The sequence below is a fragment of the Actinoplanes sp. NPDC049681 genome (genome assembly GCF_044465265.1).
In the GTDB taxonomy this organism is placed as follows: Bacteria; Actinomycetota; Actinomycetes; order Mycobacteriales; family Micromonosporaceae; genus Actinoplanes.
This window is the reverse complement of record NZ_JBITLP010000003.1, coordinates 123,027-143,393: the sequence shown is the minus strand read 5'-3', so window position 1 is coordinate 143,393 and position 20,367 is coordinate 123,027. Positions and strand designations below refer to the sequence as shown.

8 protein-coding genes, 1 pseudogene and 1 CRISPR repeat array are annotated in these 20,367 nt (G+C 72.7%); of the genes and pseudogenes, 6 read left to right on the top strand and 3 right to left on the bottom strand.

The window, feature by feature from the left end:
• Positions 1 to 3: 3 nt before the first annotated feature.
• Positions 4 to 10,596, bottom strand: a complete 10,593-nt coding sequence (locus tag ACIBO8_RS10455) for a neuraminidase-like domain-containing protein (RefSeq protein ID WP_396114877.1) — start codon at positions 10,594 to 10,596, stop codon at positions 4 to 6.
• A 323-nt stretch (positions 10,597 to 10,919) separates the two neighbouring features.
• Between ACIBO8_RS10455 and ACIBO8_RS10450 the strand changes: the two are divergent.
• Positions 10,920 to 11,018, top strand: a pseudogene (locus ACIBO8_RS10450) (IS5/IS1182 family transposase); the annotation flags it as partial.
• Between the two features lie 214 nt (positions 11,019 to 11,232).
• Here ACIBO8_RS10450 and ACIBO8_RS10445 read toward each other — a convergent pair.
• Positions 11,233 to 11,817, bottom strand: coding sequence for a hypothetical protein (locus tag ACIBO8_RS10445; RefSeq protein ID WP_396114876.1), 585 nt, complete (start codon positions 11,815 to 11,817; stop codon positions 11,233 to 11,235).
• Entirely contained in the window at positions 11,814 to 13,169 is a 1,356-nt protein-coding gene (locus tag ACIBO8_RS10440) for an MFS transporter (protein WP_396114875.1), read from the bottom strand. The genes ACIBO8_RS10445 and ACIBO8_RS10440 overlap by 4 nt, the downstream gene beginning before the upstream one ends.
• 669 nt (positions 13,170 to 13,838) lie before the next feature.
• On the opposite strand from ACIBO8_RS10440, the gene cas3 reads away from it, so the two are divergent.
• From cas3 to ACIBO8_RS10415, 5 genes are read left to right on the top strand one after another with little or no spacing between them, the layout of a single operon-like run.
• The gene (gene cas3, locus ACIBO8_RS10435) at positions 13,839 to 16,136 is read left to right on the top strand and encodes a CRISPR-associated helicase Cas3' (protein WP_396114874.1); all 2,298 of its coding nucleotides are present in this window, start codon (positions 13,839 to 13,841) and stop codon (positions 16,134 to 16,136) included.
• Positions 16,133 to 16,819 (top strand): type I-C CRISPR-associated protein Cas5c, encoded by a 687-nt coding sequence (gene cas5c, locus ACIBO8_RS10430; protein WP_396114873.1) that lies wholly within the window; start codon positions 16,133 to 16,135, stop codon positions 16,817 to 16,819. Before cas3 ends, cas5c begins: the two co-directional genes overlap by 4 nt.
• On the top strand, positions 16,819 to 18,675 hold the full coding sequence (gene cas8c, locus ACIBO8_RS10425) for a type I-C CRISPR-associated protein Cas8c/Csd1 (RefSeq protein ID WP_396114872.1): 1,857 nt from the start codon (positions 16,819 to 16,821) through the stop codon (positions 18,673 to 18,675). The genes cas5c and cas8c overlap by 1 nt, the downstream gene beginning before the upstream one ends.
• Positions 18,672 to 19,538, top strand: a complete 867-nt coding sequence (cas7c, locus tag ACIBO8_RS10420; protein WP_396114871.1) for a type I-C CRISPR-associated protein Cas7/Csd2 — start codon at positions 18,672 to 18,674, stop codon at positions 19,536 to 19,538. Before cas8c ends, cas7c begins: the two co-directional genes overlap by 4 nt.
• Complete coding sequence (locus ACIBO8_RS10415) at positions 19,535 to 19,660, top strand: hypothetical protein (protein WP_396114870.1); 126 nt, start codon at positions 19,535 to 19,537, stop codon at positions 19,658 to 19,660. The genes cas7c and ACIBO8_RS10415 overlap by 4 nt, the downstream gene beginning before the upstream one ends.
• A gap of 25 nt (positions 19,661 to 19,685) precedes the next feature.
• A CRISPR array of direct repeats spans positions 19,686 to 20,310; the repeat unit is 37 nt; unit sequence GCTGCGCCCTGCCTCCGGGCCGGGCGAGGATCGCAAC.
• Between the last annotated feature and the right edge of the window lie 57 nt (positions 20,311 to 20,367).

Sequence of the window (20,367 nt, the reverse complement as noted above, 5' to 3'; positions counted from 1 at the left end):
GGCTCACGACGGCCAGGCCCGGGTGCGGCCGCGGTAGGACAGGACGATCAGGATGTCGTCGATCAGACCGGCGCCGAACCACTCGCGTATCTCGTCGGTGTCCGGCAGGGACAGCTCCCACCGGCCGACCGGTGGCCGGCCGAGCAGGCTCAGCCACGACCCGGCGTTGCCCCGCCGGGTGCTGATCACGCCGTCGAGCGGTGACGCGGCGAGCCATGGCGTGCGCGGCGGCGCCTCGCCACCGGGCTCGGCGCGCTCGGCGAAGCGCAGCCGCACGGTCAGCGCGGGAGGCAGCGCCGTCCGGGCCGAGATCATCAGGGCCAGGTGCTCGATCTCCAGATCGTCGACGTTGGCCGGGAAGTCCGGCGGATCGGTGGTGAACGCGACGACGTGCGGCGCGCTGGTCTGATCCGGGTTGTGCAGCTCCCACCATGCGTCCGGGAAGTCGTTGCGGAGGCTGATCGGCCGTTCGGCGGTGAACCGGCGGTCGAGCCGGCGGACGACCTGGTCGCGGTAGTCGGCGCTGTCCAGCGCGGTGTAGTCGATGGTGAGCAGCACGTCGGCGATGCCGCGGAAGTCGAAGCGGTTGCCGGCGTGCGGCAGCCGCAGCTCCCAGGTGGTGTCGACGCCCTCGAACTCGAACGGGTTGGCCAGCTCGGGCTGGCTGTCGAAGGTGAACACGCCGGTCGAGCCGACCGGTGACGTCAGCGCGACCGACTGCCCGGGCCGGCGCACCGTGATGGTCTGGAACAGCTCGGGGCCGACCACGATGCGCGAGGCGCCGGTGCTCGACAGCGTCGCGTGGATCCCCTCCACCGGCGGCACCAGCGCGACCACCGACACGGTGACCCGTTTGATCATCCGCAGGTAGTGGCCGGGGAAGTCGCGGTCGAAGAGCTCCATCGGCGTGCCGAACGTCATCACACCGCCGGCACGCAGCTGCTCCAGCTCCATCGGCGCCAGCGCGGCGAGGGAGATCGTCTTGGCGAGCTGCAGCTTGCGGCGCTGGGTCTCGAACGCGTACTGGTCGAGCGTCACCAGGTCGGCGAGGAGCCGCTCGGCCCCGGTGAGCCCCCGCCGGTCGACGCCGTCGCCCTCGCCCGAGCCCGGCGCGCCGTCGGTGGGCGGCGCGGCCCAGTAGTCGCCGGCGATCGGCGGCGGGGTGCCCTCCTGCCGCTCGAAAGCGAGCTGGTTGGCGGCCATCCGTGCGGTCGCGGTGGCGTGCTGCAGCACGGTCGAGTAGACCCGCTCGAACGTCTCGCTCATCCAGTCGAACAACTCGACGCTGGTGAACTTGCCGTCGAGGTAGTCGACCAGCCGGTCGGCGTTGTCGGCCGTGAGCTCGGAGACGGTGCGCTGCTGCTCGGCCACGCGGACGCCGTCGGTCTCGACCTGCACCAGCTGAGCGGCGATCTTGATGTCCTCGGTGGCCAGCCGCTGCCGCGTCCGCCAGTCCTCGCGGACCCGCTGGAGCGCGGCCCGGGTGGAGGCCAGCTGCGACTGCGCGGAGCGGATCGCGGACTGGGTGGCGGCCACGCCACCGGCCGAGGAGAGGGTCTGCGCGGCGGACGAGAGCGCCTGCCCGATGGCGGCGGCGCGCGCGTTCGGCGCGCTGGTCGCGGCGGCCACGGTGTAGGCGAGCGACGCGGCGCCGTAGCCGATCGTCGCGCCGATGCCCAGCAGCTCGGCGGTCGACTGCGCCTCGATCGACTGCTGGAGCAGGTCCAGGGCCTCGCGCTCCAGCTCGCTGTCGCCGGTCGCGATGAGCTGGCTGTAGAGGCCCTGCTCGACCAGGGCGCGGTTCTGCTGGGACTCGGCGTGCAGCACCCGGTCTTCGGCCGTGCGGACCTGCAGCTCGGCCACGCGGACGTTCTCGCGCGCGACCCGGGCGCCCTGCCGGGCCTGCAGGACGGTGTACGCCTCCGCGTCGCGCCGCTCGATCGCGGCGAACATGGTGGCCTCGAGCTGCTGCGCCGTCCTGGCCAGCTCGTTGGCGCGGGCGCTCAGGGCCGCGTAGCGGTACGGCGTCGGCGGCGCCTGCCGGGCGCCGGTCAGGACCAGCTGACCGTCGGCGCCGATCATCGGCAGCCCCGTCGTCTGGTCGGTGGCGGCCGAGTAGAAGTCCAGCGACCGGCGCAGCCCGTCGATGCTGCGACAGGTACGGATCTTGTAGAGGTTGAGCTCGGCATGCAGCCGCAGCGCCTTCAGCAGCGGGTTCGGGCCGACGCAGAACACCAGGTCGGCGCCCGTGACATGACCCCAGAGCAGGCCGGCCGGGCGTTCCGTGCCGTTCAGTGCGGCGGCCACGCCGTCGAGCGCGGCGGCCACCTCCGGCCGCGCGGCCAGTGCCGCCAGATCGGGCCTCCTGGCCAGTGCCACGGTGTCCGCCAGGGACCGCGGCGGCGGGGCCTGGGCGAGCGCGGCGGCCACGACCCGGCTCGCCGTTTCCTCCGGCGCGTCCCCGTCGGCCGGCAGGGTCGTCACCAGCTCGTCGAGCGCCGCGCCGAGCGCCGGCCCGTCGAGGACCCGTGCCAGCTGCCCGCCCGCCTGCCGCACGAGCGCCTGCGCGCCGGCGCCGCCGACCCGCATCGCGTGCCGGCCGATGATGTCCTGGCAGCCGCCGATCTGGCCCAGGACGGGGAGCGCCAGCAGCTCGAGGGCGGCGCCGTACAGCAGCCGGGCCCGCTCGATCGACTCTGCGGTGTCCACCGTGAACTCCGCGTCGCCCGCCTCCAGCAGGCAGCTCACGATCAGCTGCACCACCCCGCGGGTGTACGTGTTCGGCCGGGTCGCGGCGACCGCGTCGGCGTCCAGCGGGTCGTGCAGCCAGGACAGCACCGATCCCGATCCGCCGCCCGCGGTCTGCTCGTCCAGCACCAGGCCGTGGAACGTCTTGCGCAGCTCCGGGGCCTGCGTGTAGTCGTACACCAGGCGGAACCAGTCGAGGGCGCTCGTGTGGTCGCCGCCCCGCTGCAGGGCCAGCCCCAGGGCGAGCGGCACGGCGTAGAACGCCTCCCAGAGGTAGGCCATCGTGGACGCCGGCTCCCCGGCGTTCTCGGTCAGCGCCTGCCGGGTCTTCGCGCGCCGCGCGGCCAGGTCGGTGCGGTCGTCGAGCAGCCAGTCCGTCCCGGATCCGGTGTAGGCCGGGGCGATCCCGCTGTGTGCGCACTGCGGGAGCACCGTGAAGTCCGGCGGGCCGGCCAGGTCAAGCATCCGTACGGCCGCCGAGCCGGGCGTCCGGATGTAGCGCGAGCGGACCGCGGTCGCGCCGCTCCAGCTGTACGACAGCCCGTCCGTGACCTGCTCCGGTTGCACGTCGCCGAATGCCACGATCACCCGGTCGGCCGGACCGGGCAGGAAACGGCCGGCTGCCGCCGCCGCGACCGTGGCGCCCGGGGCCACCGGGTCGGGCAGCGGCTGCCAGGTGCCCAGCACCGGGATGTACTTGTACGCCCAGCTGCGCCCGGCGCCGAACAGCAGCAGCTCCTGGGCGCCGTCGCCGTCCACGTCGGCCGCGACGCCGTGCGCCACCGCGACCATGTCGCGGGACAGGTCGAGGTCGGGCAGGGCGGCCCAGTAGCCGCCCTCGGCCGGGTCCACGCCGCCGCCCGCGTGGAACTTCCACACCCACACCTTGCTGCCCCGGGCGGCGTCGTCGACATACGGGAGCACGACCAGCTCGTCGCGGCCGTCGCCGTCCACGTCGGCGGCGAACGCGGCGGCCGCGACGGTCTTCTCGGTGGAGAGGTCGCCGACGGTGTTCACGTCCGGGTTGATCACCGGGCCGAAGGTGCGCATCTTGTAGTCGCGGCGGACGTCGACGGCGGTGAAGTCGTTGCCCAGCGAGTAGTTCGAATCGCCGCCGTTGACCCACGGCGCGAAGAACACCACCAGCTCGTCGAAGTGGTCGCCGTCGAAGTCGCCGGTGACCGCGATGGCCGTCGCCACCTCGTTCGTGAAGGCGGTGAACGCCGAGCCGAGCACGTCGAAGTCGTACGGCGTCCGCCGGTCGGGGTCGGGCACGTACGTGTACGGCGCGTTGCGGCGGTACCGCTGGTCCTGCCCGTACACCGACCAGAACGAGCCCCAGGTCCCGGTGTAGAGCAGCGTGCCGTTCGGGAGCCACTCCGTCTCGAACGACGCCGGGATCGGCATCAGCAGCTCGTCCCGGCCGTAGCGGTCGACGTTGCCGGCCAGCAGGAACGGCGTACGGACCGGCACGCTGAGCGCCGGGACGCTGGCGCCGTCGGGGCTGTTCGGGTCGGGGCGGTCGGGCACCCAGGCGCCGCCGTCCAGCCGCTCGATGAACACGGCGGTCGTACGCGAGATGTCGTTGACGCCCGGCGCGGGGGTCCAGGCGATCTCCGCCCGCCGATCGCCGTTGAAGTCCCCAGCGCAGACCAGCGAGCCGTTCTCGATCGCGCGCGAGGTCTGCCCGGCCGGGCTGACCGCGGTGGTGGCGTGGCCGGCGTAGAAGGCGATCCGCCCGGCGCCGGGAGGCACCGCAGCCAGCTCGGCGATCCCGTCGCCGTCGGCGTCCAGGGCGAGCAGATCGCCGGGAGTGCCGGCGAGCTGCCCGTCGACGGCATGCCACCGCCACTGCGCCAGCTCCACCACGCCGTCGTTGTTCCAGGCCGTGCCCTTCGCGTTCATCGTGGCCCGGAACTGCACCCGGATGGGGTTGCCGGCCGCGTCGGGCCGGGTGGTGGTGAACGCCATCGCCGGCGGGCTGGTCGGCGGCGCCGCCAGGAGGGCGGCGCTGAACTCCGGGGCGTTCTTGGGCGGCTCGAGGTCCTTGGGCGACTCCCAGGCGCGGGTGACCAGGTTGAACCGGACGAAGGCCACGCCCTGCCGGTCGAGGTCACGGGTGAGGACGAAGACGTACACCCACGCGGCGGTCATTGCCCGCGGGGTGGGCGGGCTCGGCCGGTACGTCGTCGCGCCGACCACCGAGGAGATCGCGCCGTCGAAGCCCGGCAGCTCCTGCCAGAAAGACTGCTCGTAGCCCGGGTCCGCGGCCGCGCCCGGCGCCGCGAGCGTCGACCAGTACAGCTTGCCGGACGCCTCGCTGGTCGCGAACAGGAAGTCGTACGTCCCCGGCGTGGCGCCCTCGTCGCCGGTGCGGGTCCACTGCTCGACCCGCGCGCACGCCAGCGACGCCAGGCTCAGGCTGCACACATCCCGGAAGTACTTCGCATAGTCGGCCGCGAGCCGGCGGGCCCGCCCGGCGGTGAGCTGGCGGTTCGAGCGCACCGCGTCGAGCAGCTCGTCGAAGGCCGGCGTCCGGTGCCGGCGCAGGTTCGGCCGCAGGATGTTCTCCGGGTACAGCCGGACCAGCACCGCCGAGCGCCACGACGCGTACGAGCCGATCCAGCGCCAGTCCTGGTCGAAGGCCGGCGCGTCCAGCAGCAGCTGCGGGTAGGTGTCCCGCAGCTGGCCGGTGCGCAGCGACCACAGCAGCGCGAGCAGCGTGTCGATGGCGCGGGCCGCTCGCGTCGTGACGGCGCACGGGCCCATCCGGGCGTCGATCAGGTAGTGGTCCAGCACCCAGGCCGGGGCGTCGGCGTCGGGCGGGGACACCGCGGCCAGCAGGCGATCGCGCAGCACCGGCAGGGCCTGCTCCTCGGCGCGCGCGACGGCGTCGCGAAGCCCCGCGACGACGGTGCGCTCGAGGTCGTACCGGGCGGCGATCGTGTCCCTCCACCAGCGCACCTCCTCCGGCGTGGTCAGCCAGTCGCGGGGCTGTCCCTCGTCGCCGGACGGTTCCACCGGGGCCTCGCCGAACGAGTCCGGTCCGAGCCGGACCTTGCCGGCCTCGGCCCGCTGCCACTCGCCGGTGCGGCGCTGCTTGGCGGCGCGCAGGGCGATCGCGACGACGGTGTCCCACTCCTCGTCGAGCACCGGCCCACCGGCGATCGCCACGGCCCGCGTGCGCAGCAGCTGGGCCCGGGCCGCCGGACTGATCCCCAGCTGGGCCAGCAGCAGCGCGGTACGCACGCCGGTGACCTTCGCGTCCTGCTCGGCCGCCACGATCCGGCCGACCTGCGCCGCGTCGGCGACCACGGCGTCGAAGCGGGCCCCGTCGGCGGCGGGCGCCGGGTCTGGCCCGGCGGCGATGTCGGCGACGTCGCGCAGCTGGTCCGGAGTGAGCCAGAAGTCCCGCGCGGCCCGGCGTCCCGCGGCACGGGCGGTGGCCGGGTCGGCGGAGTCAAGATCCGCCCGTACCTGCGGCAGATCGGCCGCCGCGGCCCCGAACACCTCCTCCAGGACGGCCGGCGCGCCCTGCGCGGCCCGGTGCCGGCCCAGCTCGGCGGCGAGGCGCGGGTGTTCCCCCACGTCGAACAGGCCGGCGCGCAGCACCGCGTCTAACTGTTCCAGGAGCTCCGCGCCGGCCGGGCGGGCCGCCCGCAGCCGGCTCGCCTCCTGGAGCAGCCAGGTGCGGCGCTGCGAGTACAGCGTGCTGGTGGGTTCCATGAAGCCGCGGCTGCGCGTCCAGCCGAAGGGGAACCGGTCGGGGTCGACGACCGCCGCCCGGCTGCGCTGCCGCAACTCCAGCTCCCACGCCAGGCGGTCGTCGGCGGTGGCGCGCCAGCGGGGCAGCGCCGCGCGCCGGGCACGCCACGGCGCCAGCAGCTGCGCCAGCTGTGCCTCCTGCGCAACCCAGGCCGGGTATTCCAGCTTCCGCTTGCGCGCGGTGGTCAGCACCGCCTCGACGTCCAGCCACTCGGTCTCCGTCGGCGAGCGCCCGGCGGTCAGCGCCGCGTCGGCCGCGGCGAGGCGCCGGAACGGGCCGACGTCCAGCCCGAACTCGGCCGCGGCCGCGGCCCGGGCGGCCGCCGCGACGGTCAGATCGGTGCTCTGCAGGTCGGTGCCGAGCGTGGCGATCCGCTCGCGCCAGGTCGTGCCGGCCGCGGCCGGGCCCAGCGCCGCGACCACCATCGCCTCCAGCCCGTCCGGGCGGGCCGCGCGGACAGCCCGGGCGTAGCCGTCGAGCTCTCGCTGCCGGGCGCGCAGCAGGCCCGCCGCCGTCAGACCGGCGACGCCCGCCGGCAGATCGGCCCGGGCCACGGTGTCCGGATCGATCCACACGCCGTCGGCCGGCGCCGGCGGCGGCCACTCCCCCTCCGCGGGGGTCCGGGTCGCGGCCCAGAACTCGGCCGGGCCGACGACGCAGCCGGACGCCGCCTCCTCCGCTCGCCAGAGCTCAGCGCGGCGTCGTTTCAGCGCGACGACCAGGATTGAGCGCAACTCCGCCCACTCGGCGGCGGTCGGCGGCGTCACCGCGTCCCGCACCCGGGCGGACAGCGCGACCATCCGCAGGAAGGCGTCGGCCGGCAACCACAGAGCGGTCCGCACCGTCTCCGCCGCGGCGAGCGCCTCGGCCGGCGTTCCCCTGGTCAGGGCCTCGGCCAAGGCAGCGAACTCGTCCGGCGTGGGTGCGCCGTCCCACGGCGTGTCCTCGGGCGCGCCGCCCCCACCGCCGGGCGCCGGCCGCAGTGCGGCGAACATCGCGTCGAGGTCCGGCTGCAGCGCCGTCAGCGCGGCCAGCCGGTCGTCGACCCACTTGCGGCGCGCCAGCCAGAGGTCGAACGCCCGGTCCGGACCGGCCGCCTTGGCGCACGGCACCCGGAAGTCGTCCGGGCCGACGACGTCCGGGTCGACCGCCACCGGGACGCCGTCGCCGGCCGGCGACGGCGAGTCTTGCAGGTCCCACAGCTCCCGCAACCGGCTCAACCGCCACGCGGTCAGCTTCGGCATCGCCTGGATCGGCAGGTCGGTCACGTCCTGCCGGTAGTCCACCTCGATCCAGCCGGACACGCTGCGCCCGAACTCGGCGTTGAGCCGGATACGCCCGCCGGGCGGCCCCTCGCCGCGGGCGACGATCCCGCCGTCCGGCCGCGCCAGAATCACCTGGACCGCGGGCGGGTTCACCCGGGCGATGTAGAGCCGCAGGTCGCCGCCGGGGCCGACGTCGGCGGTCCACGGGCTGGTCGACCAGACCGGTGCACTCAGCGAGATCCCGCGTACCTGCCGGCGGGTGTCGCCCGGCACGACCGCGGACGACAGCGGATTGCGGGTGGTGTCGGCGTAGCCGAACAGCTCCTCCAGAACCGCCTCGCTCACCTCGGCCGGCGAGAGCAGCAGCTGGTCCAGGCTCTCCGGTTCGGCGGGATCCGGGACCAGCGGGATGCCGAGGCGATCGGCGAGCGCCTGACGGTCCGCCGGGTCGGCGCCACGCAGCGCGCGCAGCTCCTCCAGCGACGTGCCGATCTGCGCGAGCAGCGCCTGGTAGGCCGCCGCCAGGTAGGCCGAGGAGAGGTCCGGCGGCGTCACCTGGCTCAGGTGTCCCCAGCTGCCGGCGTCCGGGTCGTAGCTCATCACCCAGATCTCGTTGCAGCTGCGCCCGTGAAAGATCAGCTCCTGCCGCAGGTCGAGCACGGCCGGCCGGGGACGGTCGACGTCGGCGGCCACGACGCCGGCCAGATCGTGCTCGTAGCGGGTCCACTCCAGGTCGGCCCCGGCCGCGTTGCCGGCGATCGGCGAGAGGTGTCCCCAGGAGCCGTCGTTGCGGCGGTGCAGGACGAATGCCATCTTGCGGCCGCCGATCTCAGCGACCGCGACGTACTCGGCCCGGCCGTCGTCGTCGACGTCCGCGGCCGCCAGGTAGGAGAGCCGCGCGCCACCCGCGCCGGCGTCCACGTCGGCGACCACCGTCCACGGATCCGCGGCGGCGCCGTCGTATCCCACTGCGAAAATCCGGTCCGGGTCGACCGCTCCTGCCGTCAGCACCAGGCGCGCGTCACCGCCGCGAGCCCGGGCGATCGCGAGATGCGCCGCCGGCTCGTTCCACGGCCACGGGGGTGGCACGTCCGGGCCGGCCGGGTTGCTGCCCCGCAGGTGCCGCCACGTGCCGACGGCGCCGGCCCCGGCGGCCGGCGGGTCATAGGCGATCGCCCACGGCGCCGCGCCGTCCGCGCCGGGCGCGTCCAGCAGGCCGACGATCTCGGCACGGCCGCCGGCGTCGACGTCCGCGATCCGCACGAGCCGCGGGGCGTACGCGACGCTGGGCGCGCACTCGAAGGACGGCAGGGACGCATCCAGGCCGGGCGACAGCGCCTGCCAGAACACCCCGTTCGGCAACGTCACCAGGTCGAAGACCCAGAACGCGTTCGGCAGCGCCGCCGAGGTGGTGGCGATGACGATCTCGTCCGCACCGTCGCCGTCGATGTCGCCGGCGACGATCTGGACCACCTGGGCCGAGCGGTCGTCCAGCGTCAGGTCGGCGCCGGTGGCGCCGAACGTCCACGGGTTGAGGTGGGACCACCCGCCGGCCGGGTCGAACCGCATGATCCAGAGCCACAACGCCCCGCGCATCGGGTCGACGCTCCCGTCGGCGTTGCCGACCGCCAGGATCACCTCGTCGCGCCCGTCGCCGTCGACGTCGCCGCAGCACGAGAACGCCACCCGCAGGCCCGGGTCGAGCAGGACGTCGGCGCCCGCGCCGTCCGTCCCCGGCCGCAGGTGCGACCAGGTGCGCGCCACCGGGTCGAAATCCATCACCCAGAATCCGCCCTGTACGCCGGGAGGCAGCGGCAGCGGCGAAGCCGGATCGGCGCGGAAGCCCACGACCAGCTCGTCCCGCCGGTCGCCGTCGATGTCGCCGCCGATCAGGAAGTCGAGCGGCAGCGGCACCGGGCTGCACACGACGTCGGCGTCGGCCGGCCCGCTGGCCGAGAGGTGCTGGCGCAGCGTCTCGACGGTCAGCCGGACCTCGCGCACCGGCTCGGACACAGCCTCGACGGTGGCGACCAGTTCGCCCAGAGGCTGTCGCAGAAGCGAGGTGAGTCGTGCGATGTCGAGCGGCGCGCCAGTGCCGACGGTGACGCTCGCCTCGATGTACGTGATCAGATCGACCAAGTAGGCCAGCGGACTGGTCGCCGCCTCGCGATCGTCGCAATCGCAGCGACCGGAGGGGCTGCCGGTGATCGCAGGCGCCGCGTCCAGTGCCAGTTGGTTGAGAAGGGACATCTGCGCGACTGCAACGCGGTGTATCGCGTCGGCCCGCTCCGGCGCGAAGGTCTCACCAAGCCGGCCCCGCATCAGCGCCGCAGGTTGCGCGCTGATCTCGACGCGGCTCCGCAGCCCGGCGTCGAAGAGTGCCTGTCGCTCCTCCACAGTCGCCGTCGTGGCCAAATCGGGCAATACCTCGCGACCGCGGCGACGTCCGTCGCCGGCCTCTTCGCCGTCGTCCATCTCCCCGACCGCCGCCGGCATCAGGACGGTGCAGCGGGCGGCACGGGTGTCATCCTCAGCCGGAACCCGCCGGCCCGCGCTGGTCCCCTGAACCTCAACGATTACCCGCCGACCCTCGAGGTACGACGGAACGTCGACGGCGAACTCCTTGCCCCCCGGCTCGACCCGGACCGCGGTGGCCGCGAGGGGCCGCGCCCCGTCCTCGTCGGCCGCCATCGATACGTCGACCCGGGCGTCCTCGGCGGCAGGCATCAGCGTGAACACCAGCCGCACCAGGCTGTCGGCCGCCGGCGGCACGGGATGGTGCACGATCAGCGTCAATCCGTCATATTCGATGCGCACTGGCGTACCGCCGAATCAGCCGGGACAGGGATCCATCGGTGCAGACCCAGTATCGCGGCGACCACGGACCACCGACATCGACCGAACCGGTGCGTCCGCACGCCCGTGAAATGGTGTTCGCTGCCCTCGCGGTCGGCCGCCGGACCGAGGACCGGACCGGCTGATCGACCACGAAATTCGTCCGCACCGCACGCCGCTACCGGACCATCGAAATCCAAGCTCGCGGCCACACCATCACCGCCGCCGGCTTCCTACCCGACGACCTCCGCCAGGCCCTCGACCGCATCAACCAGCCGCCAGCCAGTGTGCACTAATCTGGCCCAACTCAGGTCTGGGTCGACGGTGGCTACCAGAACACCGTGCTGCGTCACGGCGCAGGACTCGGCATCGACGTTGAGGTGGTGCCACGCCACGCGGAGAAACGATCACCTTGTCGTGGACGATCCGCACGGACGCGGCTTCCGTCGGGTACCCGGAAGGCCGCGTCCGGGCACGCGGACAGGGAGGGTCGATCCCGCCGGTGAGCAGGCTGGCGGCTGCATGAGTCCACCCGGCCCGGCACCGCCTCGGCGGGACGACAGGGTGTCGCGCGAACCGCAGCAACACCCTGTCGTCGGTCTAGGGCGTGTCGGGAACTCAGAACTCGGCCTTGCCCGATGCGCCAGGGACGCCGTCCTCGAACATGATGCCTACCACCAGGCGGAACTTGGTGCCGTCCTTGACGTTGGTGGCCACGTTTTTCCACTGGCCGGCGATCAAGTCAGTGGTGTAGTTGCACTTGATGTAGGTACTGGTACCGAAGCTCACGCAGGCTCGGATCCGCCAGTTGTTGGTGTTCCAGATCTGGATGTCCTTGCACTGTTTGGTGGTCTTGAGTACCGGACTGAAGCTGCGGCTCCATCCCTTGTCCGGGTGCTCGGGGAACATCAGCGAGCCATACCCCGAAAAGCTGAACGAGTACGGTGCTGCTCGGCAGCCGGATGCGGCCAGGGCTGCCCTTGGTCCTGAGTTCGGGGTCGGATCTCGGTAGGTGGCGGCTTGCGCCGGGGTGGCGCCCATCAGTGGCAGTGCCGCGGCGATGGCGGCGGCGATGATCAGCAGCAGCGGAGTGCGGCGCCGGGTCCGGGCGGTGACCCGGGTCGAGCTGATCGTCTTGTCGTGCTCAGGAATGGCCGCGGCGGCGTCGGCGATGGTGGCGGTGCGGGTGAGGGTGGTGTTCATCGGAGGGCTCCTTCGAGCTCGGGGACCTGATGGTCGATGTGGTTGGTGGTGAACTTGGGCGTGAGGATCTGGCGGGTGGGATGTGCCTTGGCGTCGCCTCCGGCCGGCACGAGCGGGTTCTGGCTACGAGGGCTTCTCGTTCGGTGGTGTCGGCCGCGGCTGCGGTGCACGACCGGGGCGGCAATGATCAGCAGAGTCGCGAGGGCGGGGAGGATGAGTAGGGCGTTGCCGAGGCCGACGTGCATGGCGGCGCCGCCGATGATGGCCGGGCCGGTGACGTAGCCGAGGTAGCCCAGCGCGGCGACGCGCGACAGCGCTGCGCCGGGGCGGCCCGGGTTGAGGCTGCCTGCGGTGGAGTAGAGCAGGGGTACGACGCAGGACAGGCCGGCGCCGAGGCAGGCGAACCCGGCGATCGCGGTGAGCGGGGTGCCGCCGATCAGGCCGAGGGCGAGGCCACCGCCGCCGATCAGGCCGCAGCTGCGCAGCAGGGCGGCGGGTGCAATGGTGGCGGTGAGGCGGTCGCCGATGAGCCGGCCGATGGTCATGCTCGCGGCGAAGGCGGCGTAGGCGGTGGCGGCCGTGGCGGGTGATGCGCCGAGCCGGGTGAGGTAGGTGCTGGCCCAGTCGGCGGCGGCTCCTTCGCTGATGAGTGCGCTGAAGGCGAGCAGGCCGAGCAGCAGGATCCGGGTTCGCGGCTGGCGCTGCGCCGGTTCGGCCGTGGCTGTTGACTCCTGGCTGTCGGGGTTCGAGACGGGTGCGGGGATGAGGCGGTGGATCGCCCATCCGGCCGCAGCGGTGGACATGACAGCGATGGCGGCGAAGGTATCGGCGACGCTGAGGCCGATGTGGGCGCAGGCGGCGGACAGCATTGCTCCGGCGACGCCGCCGATGCTGAACAGCGCGTGAAACGACGTCATGATCGGTCGTCCGTACGCGGTCTGGCACGAGACCGCTGCAGCGTTCATGGCGACGTTGAGGGTGCCGTGCAGGAGGCCGAAGGTGAGCAGGACGGCGGCCAGCATGATCCAGGTCGGGGCGTGCCCGGCGAGCAGGAGCGCGCCGCCGAGGCCCAGCGATGGCCAGACCATGACCGTGGTGCTTCCGTGGCGGTCGACGAACCGGCCGGCGGCGCGCATGCCGAGCAGGCCGCCGACGGCGAGCAGGAGCAGACAGATGCTCAGCTTGCTGTCGGCCATCTTGATGTTGTGCTGGATGGTGGGGATCCGCGCGGTCCACGTACCGATGGTCATGCCGGCGATGCCGAACATCAGGCTGATCCCGAGGCGGTAGCGGCGCAATACGTCGGGGGCGTCGGTGCTTGTGCCGGGCTGGAGGTCGATAGCGGTGGTCAAGGGAAGTCTCCACTGAAGGGCTTCAAGGGCGACGCGCCGACGGAAAGGCGCTGCGTACGTTGCCGACACCGGGAGTCGGTGATACCGGCGCATCAGCGGCTCTGGAGTTCAGCCCGCTTCCCTGACGACCCTGCCCGCCCGGGGTCCCGCGATATAGCTGTCCGTAGCTGTCCCAGGCTGTCGTGCGACGCGTGACGAGGGCACCTCGCCATCACTGGGGACGTCACTGGGTTCGCTACGGCGGTGTGCGTCGGTGCGTAACGCGAGGGTTCCTGGCCGAGTCGGCGCTGCAGCCTCGGCACCGGCGCCGCACCTGAGCGATGGCTGCACCCCACCGGCGCCGTTATCAGCGGCCGCCAGCAGCGCCACAGCGTTCGTGCCGGGCGTGCTCCCGGGGCGGGCGTCGGCTGGAGATTTGCGGTGCAAAGCGAAGCGGTTTCCCCGCAAGTCGCCTGGACCTAGACGAGGGCCGACGCGGTGAGACGTTCCGGTCCGTCACCCGTACGAGTGGTCGGTGTGCGGTCGGAACCCGGCAAGATCACGTAACTACGGCGATGTCATCTTCACTGCTCAGGAGCTGGTGCAGGACGTGGACGGGATGGTGCCGGCGGCCTCATGCCGGCGCGGCCGGGCAAGGAAATGTCGTACCGCCCCCGCACGATGCTCACCATGGGTTGTGCTTCGCTGCCTGGTGGTGATCAAGAGCTGACGCCGTTGTATGCGCATTCGCCGGCGGCGGCCGGTTCCGCCTGGCACCTGCTGGATGATCATTTGCGGGGTACGGCGGAGCTGGCGAGGGGTTTCGCGGCGCCGTTCGGTGGAGGCGACGTCGGGTATTGGCTGGGCCGGCTGCACGATGTGGGTAAGGCGGCGTGTGCCTGGCAGGCGGGGCTGGTCCGGGCGGCGGGCACGGGCGGTCGCGTCGGTCTGGATCACAAGGCGCTGGGTGCGCGGATCGCACACGAGCGGGGCCTGGGACCGTTCGCGGTTGGAGTCTGGGGCCATCACGGCGGGCTGGTTGACCTACCCACGTGGGGCAAGACGCTGCGCGCGACGTTGGCGCAGCACCAGGTGAACGTGTCGAGCGCTGAGCAACGGCTGCCGGAGTTGCTTGCCGACCTGCCGGCGGATCTGCGCGATGCGGTGCCGGCGGCGTGGCGTAGCGATCGTCTGCTCGGTGAGATGGCGCTGCGGTTGTGTTTCAGCGCCCTGGTGGACGCGGACTTCCTAGACACTGGGGCGCACTTCGCCGGTGCGCCGGCCGCTCGGGTGCGCCCGGATGTCGACATGCGCGTGTTGTTCGAGCGGTTCGAGGTCCGGCGGGCGGCTGCGTTGGCCGGCAGGGCGAGATCGCGGATCGACGGCCTGCGACAGGACATCTACGGCGGGTGTCTGGCCGCGGCGGCGAGCCCGGGCGGGATGTTTCGGCTGGCGGCGCCAACCGGGGGCGGCAAGACGCTGGCCGCGGCGGGGTTCGCGTTGCGGCACGCCCAGCTGCACGGCCGCCGGCGGGTGATCGTGGCGGTGCCGTTCCTGACGATCACGGAGCAGAACGCCGCCGTCTACCGGGAACTGCTCAACGACGGTAGGGACGCCGAGCCGGTGGTGTTGGAGCACCACAGTGGTGTGGACTTCGACCACGCTGCGGCGGGGCGGTGGGGGCGGCTGGCCGCGGAGAACTGGGACGCGCCGTTCATCGTGACCACGTTCGTGCGGTTGTTCGAGTCGCTGTATGCGCGTAAACCCGCGGCGGTGCGCCGGTTGCACCGTCTCGCCGGTTCGGTGATCGTGCTCGACGAGGTTCAGGCGTTGCCGCACGCGATGCTCGTGCCGATCCTGGACGGGCTGCGGCTGCTGGTGCGCCACTTCGGTGTGAGCGTGGTGTTGTCGTCGGCGACGCAGCCGGATTTCTGGGCGCTGAGCCCGTTCGCCCAGCTGGAGGCCACCGATCTGGTACCCGATGTCGCCGCGGTGGCCGCCCAGCTGCGGCGGGTGAGCTTCGAGTGGCAGCTGGATCCGCAGCCGACGCTGGCCGGGGTCGCCGCGCAGGCCGCCGACGCGGGCTGCGCGATGGTGGTGGTGAACACCACCCGCGACGCGCAGACCGTGTTCGAGCAGTGGCGCGACGCTGGCGAGCAGGCGGCGTGGCACCTGTCGACCCGAATGTGCCCGGCGCACCGCCGACGGGTGCTGACCGCGGTCCGGGGGCGCCTGAAGGCGGGGCGGCCGGTGCTGCTGGTGTCGACGCAGCTGATCGAGGCCGGCGTGGACGTCGACTTTCCGGTGGTGTTCCGGGCGGTGGCGCCGGCGGACTCGCTGCTGCAGGCCGCGGGCCGCGCCAACCGGGAGGGCCGCTTGCAGGGCCTCGGCAGGGTGGTCGTGTTCGCCCCGGCCGACGGACATCAGCCGCCGCCCTACACCACCATGGTGGACACCACCGCCGCGTATTTCGGCCCGGGCCGCGCCGACCCGGACGACCTGCAGGCGCTGCCGCGTTACTACCGGTCGCTGTACGAGGCGCTGACCCTGGCCGACCGAGGCCACGTCGGGCAGCACCTGCAGCGCGCCCGCGCGCGGTGGGAGTTCCAGACGGTCAGCGACGGCCCGCTGGACGCCGGCACCAACCGCCGCGACCGCAGCCGGGCGTTCCGGCTCATCGACGACGACTCCCTGACGGTGGTCACCGCCCAGGGCGCCGCCGACGTCGGCGAGCGCCGGCAGGTGGAAAACCTGATCGCCGAGCTGCGTGCCGCGCCGGTACCGGCGATGGCCGGCCTGCGCGAGCTGCAGCCCTTCACCACCACCCTGCACCGCAGCGTGCTACGCGCGCGCCCCGACGTCGCGGCGCTGCTGCGCCCGATCCTCGGCACCGAGATAGCCCCCGGAGCGTTACTCGAGTGGTGCGGCGAGTACGACGACGCGACCGGTATCGCCCTGGACACCGCAGTGGAAGGACTGGTGCTGTGACGAACACCGTCAACGGGCTGAGGCTGGAGCGCACGGCCAGCGGTGACCTGCCGATCGTGGTGCAGGTCCGCGGGGACGCGGCGTTGTTCTCCCGCCCGGAGCTGAAGGTGGAACGGGTGACGTACCCGGTGATGACGCCGACGGCCGCGGTCGGGGTGCTGGAGGCGATCTTCTGGAAACCGGAGATGCGCTACCGGGTGGTGGCGATCGAGGTCCTGAACCCGATCAAGCAGTTCACCATCCGGCGTAACGAGACCACCGACGTGGCGCCGCTGGCCGAGGCGATCAAGGGCACCCGCCGGGTGGACACCGCCGCGCACCGCGACCAGCGTCACGCGGTCTGCCTGCGTGATGTCGCCTACCGCATCCACGCCCACATCGAGGTGCGCGCGCACGCGGACAAGCCGGTGGCCGCCTACCGCGACCAGTTGCGCCGCCGGGTCCGCCGCGGTGCCTGCTTCCAGCAGCCGTATCTTGGCACCCGCGAGTTCACCGCGGACTTCCACTGGCCCGACGACACACCCCGGCAGGACCTGAACGAGGACCTGGGGATCATGCTGCACTCCATCGACCGCGACACCGACGGTGTCGTCGCGATGCAGTGGTTCGCCGCCCGGCTGCAGGACGGTGTGCTGCACGTACCGCCGAGCGGTATCGCCCTCGACCTGCCCCGGGGGGCCTGATGCTGCTGCAGCGGCTGGTCCAGTACGCCGACGCCAGCACCGACTCCGTGCCGGCGTTCTACGCGCGTAAGCCGGTGCGGTGGCTGCTCGACCTGCATCCCGACGGCAGCGTCGCCGGCCAGCTGATCGACACCGCCGACCCCACCGACCGCACCCGCAAGTTCGGTACCGCCCGCTTGGTGCCAGCGGTCACCCGCACCGGCGGGGTGTCACCCACGCTGGCCGTGGACACCCCGGAGTACGTCTTCGGCTGGGAGGGCGAGGCCAGCAAACCCGACCGGGTCGCCAAGCAGCACGCCGCGTTCCGCGACCTGATCTTCGCCTGGGAGCAGGCCGACGACGACCCGGCCGGCCCGGCACATACCATCGCCGAGTTCTACCGCCGCCACCACGACGCCGACGTCGACCAGCCGCCCGGATGGACCCGCGGGGACCTGGTGGCGTTCCGCGTCGGACAGACCGTGGCGTGCGGCACCGACACCGCCACCCGGTTCTGGGCCATCGTCGCCGGCGCCCGCAAGGGCTCCGGCCGGGTGGGGCTGTGCCTGGTCTGTGGTCAGCCGCGGCCGCTGCTCAACACCATCCCGCAGCAGATCCCCCGCCGCTGGCTGCCCGGCGCGTCGAACAACGCCTCGCTGGTCAGCATCAACGAAGCCGTGCACGGCTACGGGCTGAAGAAGGAACTGGTGCACACCCCGGTGTGCACCGACTGCGCGTTAAAGTTCACCTCCGCGCTGACCGACCTGCTGTCCGACCCGCAGCACAGCGTCGCCTACCCCGGGCAGAACGTGCGGCTGGCGTGGTGGATCGTCGGCGGCTCCGACTACGACCCGTGGGGCACGCTGGAGCAGCCCAACGACGCCGACGTGGCGCGGCTGCTGACCGACGTGCACCGCGGCGCACAACCCACGCTGGACGACACGTCGACGTTCTGCTCCCTGACCGTCGGCGGCAACGTCGCCCGGGTCATGGTCCGTGACTGGGTGCAGATGCCGCTGCCGCAGCTCAAGCAGCACATCGCGGCGTGGCTGGACGACCACGAGATCGCCGACGCGTTCACCGGCGAGGTGACCCGGATCCCATTGAGGCACCTCGCCCGAGTCACCGGCCGCTGGGACCGCCGCCGCGGCGTCTGGGCGGACTTCGGCGCCCGCGGCGAGGACCGCCCCGACGGCGTCCACCGGGCGCTGCTGGCCGCGGCCGTGCTCGGCCGGCCCCTGCCACCGCGGCTGCTCGTGCACCTCATCCACCGCATCCGCGCCGACGGGCGCGTCGACACCGCCCGCGCCGCCCTGATCCGGCTCAGCCTGCGCCGGCACCCGCGCATCCCCGCCGCCGACCGAGAGGCCCTCATGCCCACCCTCAACACCGACAACCCGTCACCGGCCTACCTCGCCGGACGCGTCTTCGCCGTCCTGGAAGACCTGCAAGGCGCCAACGCCCGCGCCTACGGCCAGGACATCAACACCACCTTCGCCGACCGGTACTTCAGCCGCGCCGTCACCAGCCCGCTGACCGCGCTGGTCGCCGGCCGCCGCGACGCCCGTGCCTGGCTCAAACGACTGCGCCGCGCCAAACCCGCCGCCGCGTCCGCCTACGAACAGCGCCTCGACGCCCTATTCGACCAGCTCGCCGACGCCGGCGGCATCCCCGCCTCGACCGTGGCCGTGCACCAGGCCGCGTTCATCCTCGGCTACCACCAGGAACGCGCCGCGTCCACCGCGAGACGCCGCGCCGCCAAGAAGGCCAAAGACGCCGCCGCGGCCGGCACCGCCCCCGAGCCCGCCACCACCGACCCGGCCGACCTCGACACCGTCGATCTCGACGCGACCGTCACCGAAGGAGTCCCGGCATGACCGCCGCGCACCTCGACCCCACCCGCCGCCACGACGCCGTGCTGCTGTTCGACGTCGTCGACGGCAACCCCAACGGTGACCCCGACGGCGGCAACCAGCCCCGCACCGACGACGAGACCGGTCAAGGCCTGGTCACCGACGTCGCCCTCAAACGCAAGATCCGCGACACCGTGTCGCTGCTGCACGGCGACGACCCCCGCTACGGCATCTTCGTCGAGGCCGGCCACGCCCTAAACACCCGCATCGAGCAGGCCCTGACCGCCCACCCCGGCAACGCCGCCGGCGCCCAGCAGTGGCTGTGCGAGCACTACTTCGACATCCGCATGTTCGGCGGCGTGCTAAGCACCGGCGCCACCAAAGGCGGCGCCGGCAAGGTCCGCGGGCCGGTGCAGCTCACCTTCGCCCGCAGCCTCGACGCGATCCTGCCCACCGACCACGCCATCACCCGGGTCACTCCCACCACCCAGAAAGATCTCGACGCCGGCAAGCAGACAGAGATCGGCTCTAAATGGACCGTCCCCTACGGCCTGTACCGGGCGCACCTCTTCTTCTCCGCCCCCCGCGCCCAGCAGACGGGAATCACCAGCGACGACATGGCAGCCCTCTGGCAGGCCCTGACCGTCATGTTCGACCACGACCGAGCCGCCTCACGCGGCGAAATGAAACTGTGCGGGCTGTACGTCTTCAGCCACCCCGACCCCCTCGGCGTCGCCCCCGCCGCCGCCTTGACCAACCGCATCACCCTCACCCGCAGCAACCCCGAAAAGCCGCCACGGCAACACACCGACTACGACCGCACTATCAACACCACCGACCAGCCGGCTGGCATCGAACTCACCCGCCTGGTCGACCTCTGGCCATGACCAGCCAAGACAACGCGGGCAGCGGCCCCGAGGTGCCGCTGCCCGCGCTGGAACACTGCGCCTACTGCCAGCGGCAAGCCGCGCTCATCCTGCAAGACGACATCTGCTCCCGACAGCAGTGACGGCTGTTTCAGCAGCTCAGCTGCCGCTGCGCTCTGCCTGCGGGTCGGGCGAGGATCGCAACTGCCCAGCGCCCGTTTTGGTGGCGTACTGGTCGATGCGCTGCGCCCTGCCTCCGGGCCGGGCAAGGATCGCAACAACGCCCTGGCGAAGGCCAACGCTGGATCGGTGACGCTGCGCCCTGCCTCCGGGCCGGGCGAGGATCGCAACATCTCACCGGTTCGCTTGTCCGCCGGGGTCTCGATGAAGCTGCGCCCTGCCTCCGGGCCGGGCGAGGATCGCAACCTCGGCGTCGATGTGCCATCCGTGCCGGCGCACAACCGCTGCGCCCTGCCTCCGGGCCGGGCGAGGATCGCAACTCGTTCTTCGGCATGCTGTCGGAGCTGAACGGGTCCGCTGCGCCCTGCCTCCGGGCCGGGCGAGGATCGCAACCTGTTCTTCGCCCGCGGTGAGAACAACCCGGGCGCCGGGCTGCGCCCTGCCTCCGGGCCGGGCGAGGATCGCAACACCGGGTACGCCGACCAGTGGCAGATCAACTACCAGGGGCTGCGCCCTGCCTCCGGGCCGGGCGAGGATCGCAACTGCGTTGGAACCCCTGGCTCTGCTTCCGGGAGGGCTGCGCCCTGCCTCCGGGCCGGGCGAGGATCGCAACTGCGTTGGAACCCCTGGCTCTGCTTCCGGGAGGGCTGCGCCCTGCCTCCGGGCCGGG

Excerpts from the sequence above, each read along its gene's own strand:
- cas8c (WP_396114872.1), top strand. The coding sequence starts at position 16,819 with ATGCTGCTGCAGCGGCTGGTCCAGTACGCCGACGCCAGCACCGACTCC.
- ACIBO8_RS10415 (WP_396114870.1), top strand. The coding sequence starts at position 19,535 with ATGACCAGCCAAGACAACGCGGGCAGCGGCCCCGAGGTGCCGCTGCCC.
- ACIBO8_RS10445 (WP_396114876.1), bottom strand. The coding sequence starts at position 11,817 with ATGAACACCACCCTCACCCGCACCGCCACCATCGCCGACGCCGCCGCG.
- cas3 (WP_396114874.1), top strand. The coding sequence starts at position 13,839 with ATGGGTTGTGCTTCGCTGCCTGGTGGTGATCAAGAGCTGACGCCGTTG.
- cas7c (WP_396114871.1), top strand. The coding sequence starts at position 18,672 with ATGACCGCCGCGCACCTCGACCCCACCCGCCGCCACGACGCCGTGCTG.